Annotated in this window: 6 protein-coding genes; all 6 read right to left on the reverse strand. The window is 32.0% G+C overall.

Annotation, left to right across the window (positions count from 1 at the left end; all coding sequences use genetic code 11):
• Positions 1–30 precede the first annotated feature (30 nt).
• Positions 31–174, reverse strand: coding sequence for a hypothetical protein (locus tag NE054_RS06555; protein WP_297889986.1), 144 nt, complete (start codon positions 172–174; stop codon positions 31–33).
• Between the two features lie 204 nt (positions 175–378).
• The gene (locus NE054_RS06560) at positions 379–1,734 is read right to left on the reverse strand and encodes a hypothetical protein (protein WP_297889987.1); all 1,356 of its coding nucleotides are present in this window, start codon (positions 1,732–1,734) and stop codon (positions 379–381) included.
• 146 nt (positions 1,735–1,880) lie between these two features.
• On the reverse strand, positions 1,881–3,200 hold the full coding sequence (locus NE054_RS06565) for a sigma-54 dependent transcriptional regulator (protein ID WP_297889988.1): 1,320 nt from the start codon (positions 3,198–3,200) through the stop codon (positions 1,881–1,883).
• Positions 3,193–4,761 carry an ATP-binding protein gene (locus tag NE054_RS06570; protein ID WP_297889989.1) on the reverse strand — a complete coding sequence of 523 codons (1,569 nt, stop codon included), beginning with the start codon at positions 4,759–4,761 and terminating at the stop codon, positions 3,193–3,195. The genes NE054_RS06565 and NE054_RS06570 overlap by 8 nt, the downstream gene beginning before the upstream one ends.
• A complete protein-coding gene (locus NE054_RS06575) occupies positions 4,758–5,567 on the reverse strand; it encodes a phosphate/phosphite/phosphonate ABC transporter substrate-binding protein (RefSeq protein ID WP_297889990.1) in 810 nt (269 codons plus the stop codon). Before NE054_RS06575 ends, NE054_RS06570 begins: the two co-directional genes overlap by 4 nt.
• 39 nt (positions 5,568–5,606) lie before the next feature.
• The coding region (locus NE054_RS06580; protein ID WP_297889991.1) for a thioredoxin domain-containing protein at positions 5,607–6,821 on the reverse strand (1,215 nt) is incomplete at its 5' end.

A 6,821-nucleotide genomic window follows, 5' to 3' on the forward strand; every position in this document is an offset into this window, starting at 1 on the left:
AAAAGTTTTTATAAAAAATTTGAAAAAATTTTAGCAGGGCTTTGTTGTCTTCCCATCTGGACCATGACAGCCAAAACATGTAGCAGCTATTACCTTAACACTCTCCACAGCATGAGACGGCAAATACGTCGTCATAACCCCTACACAAAGCCCTGCTAAAATAAGTTTTTTCATCTTACTACCTCCTACTTTTTATTTGAGATTAAATTTTTACAAAAATCAAGTATCTTTGTCAAACACATATTCAAATCATAGTTATAAAAATATTCTTAAAATTAATAAATTAAAAAAACCCTTCCTTTATAGGAAGGGTGAAAAGGAAGGTTTACGATAAAAAAAGTAGCCTGCCTAAGCAGGCAAAAAAATAAAACATTCATCTTAGTACTTGTAAGTCAACTGTATCCAGTATTTGGAAACATCTTTAGAAGGTGAAGAAGGAGCACCGGTTGCTGCGTTTAACGGAATTGATTTATCTGCCATATAGAACGCACCTTTTAACAGAATAGAGAATCTTTGAGTTATGTTTTTGGTATACTGAATATCTATCTCGTTCCCGTAAGTACTACCGTTTGGAGAAGTTTTCTTTGTGTCGAATTTGTAGTATATAAGGTCAAAGTTTCCGTACTGTTTGTGTTTGTAATTCAAAGTTATGTGCCAGGCTTTTAACCCATAGTAAAATCCGTTTGCAGTTCCTGCTGCCAACACGTCAGCCCAACCTTCAAATCCGTGGTAAGTTGTCAAAGGTGTGGAAAATCCTCTTTTTGTAACACCACCATCTATTTTATACTCACTCATCTCATAGTATCCTACTCTTGCACCAAATCCTGATGAGTGGGATGCACCTAAGTATACTCTCCAAAAATCTCCGTCAACTTTTGGTTTTGTTGGTAGATATTTTGTATTTGAAGGGTCTTTTTGGGTTGCGTACTCTGCAAGGTAATTAAACTTTATACCTCCTGCATCTATATCGCCCTTTGCATTTAGTCCGTAAGTATTACTTGCATCGGTAATAAGGTAAGCGTAACCTGTAAGCTTTAATGCAGGAACAAAAGTGTAAGTTCCATGGAATACAAGTGGAGCTTTACTTGGAGACCAATCTAAAGAAGATGTATTTGTAAAGTTTACGCCAGTTGCATTAGTGCTAATTAATCCATCTTGAGCCCACCATTTTCTTTGGTAAATCATAGCCATCAGTAAATCTAAGTTTGGTATCTCTTTTGTATGGATTGCTACAACTCCAAAAGTTTGTGGTGTTTGTCTCCAGTTTGCATCCGATATAAACCTTTGGTCGTCAAGATTTACCCGTGTTCTACCCAGTAATAAGGTTGTTTTTCCCCAAGTGTAAGATATTTTTGCTTCCGTTAATCTTGTGATAGATGGGTCCGCTATAAATGGATATTTACATTCTGGACTTGCGGGACACGAATCACCGTACGTTCTTTTATCATCTATAAAGTCTGAAACATCGTTTAGCTCAATGTAAGCTTTCAAGCCTTCAATGTTAAAGATTTTGTTTATGTGGGCACCAAGTCTTATTCTGGTTGTTAGTGCTGTTGCATCTTCTGTAGCTCCGGGAGTAGCGTTTTTACTGGTCCAGTCAAACCTTGGTCTGATTTCAAGTTCAGGTTTCACCTCACCAATAAAAGTTGAGACCTCAGCTTTTACTTCATTGTAAAAGCCAGTTGCGGTTGCTGCTAAAATCCCTGCTGCCAAAAGGTTTCTAACATTTCTCATAATACTAACCTCCTAAAAGTTTTTATAAAAAATTTGAAAAAATTTTAACAATAGGTTTAAGATATTGTCAAATACATATTTTTTTAAAAATATCTTTATATGTTTATAATTGTATTATCAAGATATATAGATTTTTGAATATTTTTTTACAAAAGTCCAAAGTTTTTCATTTTTGTTCTAAGTTGTTTTCTTGATATTCCAAGTCTTTGGGCTGTTTTTGTCTGGTTGAAGTTTTCTTCTTGAAGTATTTTTAGTATTATATTTTTTTCTATCTCACTTAGACTTAAGGGTTTATCTTTTTCTATGGTTATAAAGTCGCTATTTTTCTTTTCTTTTATCCTTTGTGGAAGGTGTTGAGGGGTGATTATCTCTCCTTGACATAAAACTACCGCTCTTTCTATTATGTTTTCAAGTTGTCTAACGTTTCCTGGCCAGTCGTACTCTGTAAGTATTTCCATGGCATCACTATCTATGTCGTATATGTTTTTGTTGTTTATACGTGTAAACTTTTCTATAAACTTTTTTACCAAGAGAGGTATGTCTTCTTTTCTTTCTCTTAAAGGTGGTATTTTTATATGGATTACGTTTATTCTATAAAAAAGGTCCTCTCTAAATTCTTTGTTTTCCACCATCTCTTCAAGATTCCTGTTTGTTGCAGATATAACCCTACATCTCATCTTTATTAAAGAGGTTCCACCTACTCTGTAAAACTCTTTTTCTTGTAAAACTCTTAAAAGTTTTGCCTGCATAAATAAGGGCATCTCTCCTACTTCGTCTAAAAACAGTGTTCCTTCTCCTGCAAGCTCTATTTTCCCTATTTCTCTGGTTGCTGCTCCTGTGTATGCTCCCTTTTCATGTCCAAAGAGTTCATTTTCAAAAAGTTCAAATGGAATTGCAGAACAGTTTATGGATACAAAAGGATGTAAAGACCTTCTTGACCTTTTGTGAATTGCTTTTGCTACAAGCTCTTTTCCTGTTCCGCTTTCTCCTTCTATCAGTATGGTTGATTCACTTTTACTTACTATTTCAATCTCTTTAAACAGCTCTTTCATCTTTTTACTTTTTCCTACGATTCCTTCAAATTCATCTACTTCAAAAGGGTTAGCTTGTTTTTCCTTGTAAAACTCAATCATTTTTATAAGGTTATCCGTATCTATTGGTTTTGGTATGTAATGGTTTGCTCCTTTTTTTACAGCTTCTACTGCACCGTTTATAGAGCCGTAGGCTGTTATTATGATAAAAGGGGTTATTAAATCTCTTTTTCTAAAATGTTCAAGGATTTCCATTCCAGTTCCATCTTCCAACAGATAATCGGAAAGGATAAGGTTGTAATTTTCCGAATCTAATTTTTGTAATGCTTCTGATTTGCTTTTTGCTGTGTCAACTTCGTATCCTTCTTTTGTTAACACTGTTTTTATTATCTTTATTATTCTTTCTTCATCGTCAATAAGTAAAACTCTAAACATTTTTGTCCTCTCTTTCAGTTGGTATTTCTATAATAAATTTAGTGTATTTTCCATAAACGGATTCAACATTTACAGTTCCACCATGAAGGAAAACTATCTTATAGACCATAGGAAGTCCTAAACCTGTTCCTTTTTGTTTTGTTGTGAAGAATGGTTTGAAAATTTTTGCTTTAATCTCCTCTTTTATTCCTATTCCGTTGTCTTCTACTGTTAACACTACTTTGTTTTTATCTTTAAGATATTTAGTTGATACTTTTATAACTCCGTTATCTGTATTTTTTTCTCTTATAGCATCAACGGAGTTGAGAATAAGATTAACTAAAACTTGTTTTATAAGGTTTGTGTCTATTAAAATTGGGGGTACTTTGTTATCCAGTTCAACGGATAGTTTTATTCCATAATCTTCACAGTCGTAAGATAGCAGACTTATTGAGTTTTCTATTACTTTGTTTACATTTTCCAAGGAAAATTTTGGTTCAATAAGTTTAGAAAAGTTAAGGAAAGAAACTGTCATATCGTTTAGTCTGTAAGTTTCTTCTTTTATTAATTTTCCAAATTCCTTTATGACTTCATCGTTTGAGTTGTTTTTTATATAGTTTGCTGCGTTTGAAATTGAGTATAGGGCATTTTTTATCTCGTGGGCAATTTTTGCACTCATCTCTCCCATAGCTGCCATACAGCTTAAAGTTTCTCTTTCTCTGTGGGCTTCTTCAAGTTTGTTGATGTAATCGTTTAAAGAGGAAACCATCATATAAAAGCTGTATGTAAGTTTATCTATCTCATCTCCGGAAAGTTTTGTAAAGATATCACATTTGGAGCATTCTTTAACGGTTTTGTTTCCTAAATAAAATAAAACTTCTTTTCCATCTTTACCACTGAGCCAGCAATGGTCAGATAAATCTTTTAAACATTTTATTTGAGAGTTGGAAACTGGTTTTAACTCTACAGAGTTTTTTAGATTTTCAAATCCGGATTCAAAAAGGTTAAGTATGTTTTCTTTTAGCTTTATAAGAGGATTTACAAGAGCTGTTGATATAAAGAAAGTTCCTAAAAAAGATACCAATATGATAAACCCTACAATAAAAGAAAGAGGGTATAAAATTTTGTTTATGTCTTTCATAACTTCGTCTTTTATCTGTGATACATCGTATAAAACTACAACCTTTCCTACGGGTTCTTTATCTACGTTAAGGTTGTACTCTATCTTTTGAAGGTTTTTTTTTACAAAGCTTGTTTGTGTTTTACCTAAGAATGACAAATCTGAGCTTCCTATAACTGTATCATCTTTATCTACAATGAAAACGTCTTTTACAGATTTTATACTTTTTAAAAAGTAAACAAGCTCATCTATCTTCTCTAAATTTTTTACTATGATTTTTTCTTTGTAGCTTTCGGAAAGATTTTTTACATTCTCTTGTAAAGACTGTATTCTATCTTGGATTAATCTTTCTTTGAAGTTGCTGACAGTAAACAGTATAGAGCCTATTAAAACCAACAGTATAAAAACCGATATAGATATGGAAGTTTTTAGTTTTATAGATAAACTTTTTAACTTTTTCATTTCAACACAGGGAATAGGTCTAATATTTTTCGGTAGTTTTTAATAATTTCAAACATGTTTGGCTGTGGTCTTACAAATCCGTCAATTTCCATCTGACTTAAAACTTCTCTATCTACAGAAAAAATGGCATTTTCTATTTCTTTGTAGAGTTTTTTATCTAAGTTTTTTGATACCATGATGATGTGTCTGGGGAAAGAGGGGGATTTGGCTATAACTTTTAAGTGAGATTCGTAGTTTTTTATACTTTCTTCTTTTACTCCGGCAACGTCAGCTATGCCAGCTATCAATGATAGGATTGCTCCTTTGTCTGTTCCGGAACTCCAGATGTTTATAACATCGTGTTGGGTTATTCCGGCGTTTGCAAGCATGTAAAGAGGCATAACACAATTACTCATACATATTGGACTTCCAAGGGTAATCTTTTTACCTTTCACGTCTTGAATTGTATTTATAGGACTGTCTTTTCTTACGACTAAAACTCCGTTTTCTACAGCTTTACCACCTATTTTCATTACAGCAACAGCTTCTACATTGTACTGCCTTTTTAGTTCAAAATAAACAACGGAGCAACCTACCGCCATCTGAGCTTCATTTTTTCTAAAAAGCTGGAAAACTTTATCTACATCTTCAACTATTATAAGGTCTACTTTTTTATTGAGTTTTTCGGATAGGTATTTAGACAGAACAGAGTACCTTTTATACTCTTTTATAGGGTCTCCGTATGATAAAACTGCAATCCTTAGACTTTCCTGTCCAAAAGAAAAATGTACAACAATAAACAGTAAAATCAAAACTTTTTTAACCATGCCAATAATATATTACAAAAATATACAGTTAGCAAACACTTACATGGTTTTGTATTTTAAGTATTTTTCAAATATATTTTTTAAATTTTGGTAAGATATGTCCGATTTTTTTAATTTTTCAAAGCAGATTTGTAAAGAGCAGATGTAAACAACCGGATAACCTTCGTAAGGATAACCTAATTTTACAAACGTTTTGTCAGTTGGGGAGAATCTAAAAGGTATGTTCCAGTAAGGGAAAAATGAGTAAATAATGTTGTTAAACTCTTTTTCCGGATTTACGGATATTGAAAATATCGGAGGTTTAAAATAAAGGTAAACAGATAATCCGGATTCTACACTCTTGAAGTTAACTAATTTCTTTATGATGCTGTTTTTTAAATTTTCTAAAATTTTATCATCGTAAAGTAATTGATACTCATAAATAATTTTTGCAAGTTTAAAATTGAGAGAAATTAAACTATCAATGTAGCTTATTCTGTTTAGATTAAGTCCTGTATCTTCGTAATCTGTAAATAGTCCTATTTTTTCCGAATAGTAATTTTTCAATACTCTATTTAGTAAAATCTGAAAGTTTTGTAGATAAAAATCATTACCAGTAATCTGATAGAGAGTAAACAAAGATTCTAATGTATTTATCTGTGTGTCCAAAAAGTATCTGTTTATTGATGGAGTGTGAATAATGCCTTTTTCCTTCAAGCCTTCCTTGATTATTTTTTTCATAAGGTTTTCTGCAATGTTTAAATCTTGGAAATTACCGTTAAAAACGTAAGAGTAAGCCAAAGTTTTTACCATCAAAGCGTTCTCTGAAAAGTAAAACGTTTCATCAAGTGGTAGTTTTTTTCGATATACATTTTCTAAAAATCTTCTGTCTTCTCTTTTTTTAGAAAAGTAGATTTCTCCGGATACCAAAATCTTTCCATTCTCATCAACTATATCTGCACCTTGACTACCATAAAAATAACCTCTTTTTTTATCGTACAACGTGTTTTTTACAAAATCCAAAATAGAATTTGCATCTTCTAAAAATCTTTTATCTTTTAAAACAGAATACCCGTTAAAAAATGCTACAGATAAAATAGCTTGGTCTCTTAAAAGTTTTTCATAATGAGGTTGTGTCCAATCTCTTTTTGTTGCATACCTAAAAATCCCTCCTTCTTCTTTGTCTATAAGTTTTTCATATCCATATAACGTCTTTTTTAATAGTTTTTCATTATCCTGATTTTCCAAGGTTTTTATGAGAAGATAATAAACTAT

This window comes from Sulfurihydrogenibium sp. (genome assembly GCF_027448985.1).
GTDB lineage: Bacteria > Aquificota > Aquificia > Aquificales > Hydrogenothermaceae > Sulfurihydrogenibium.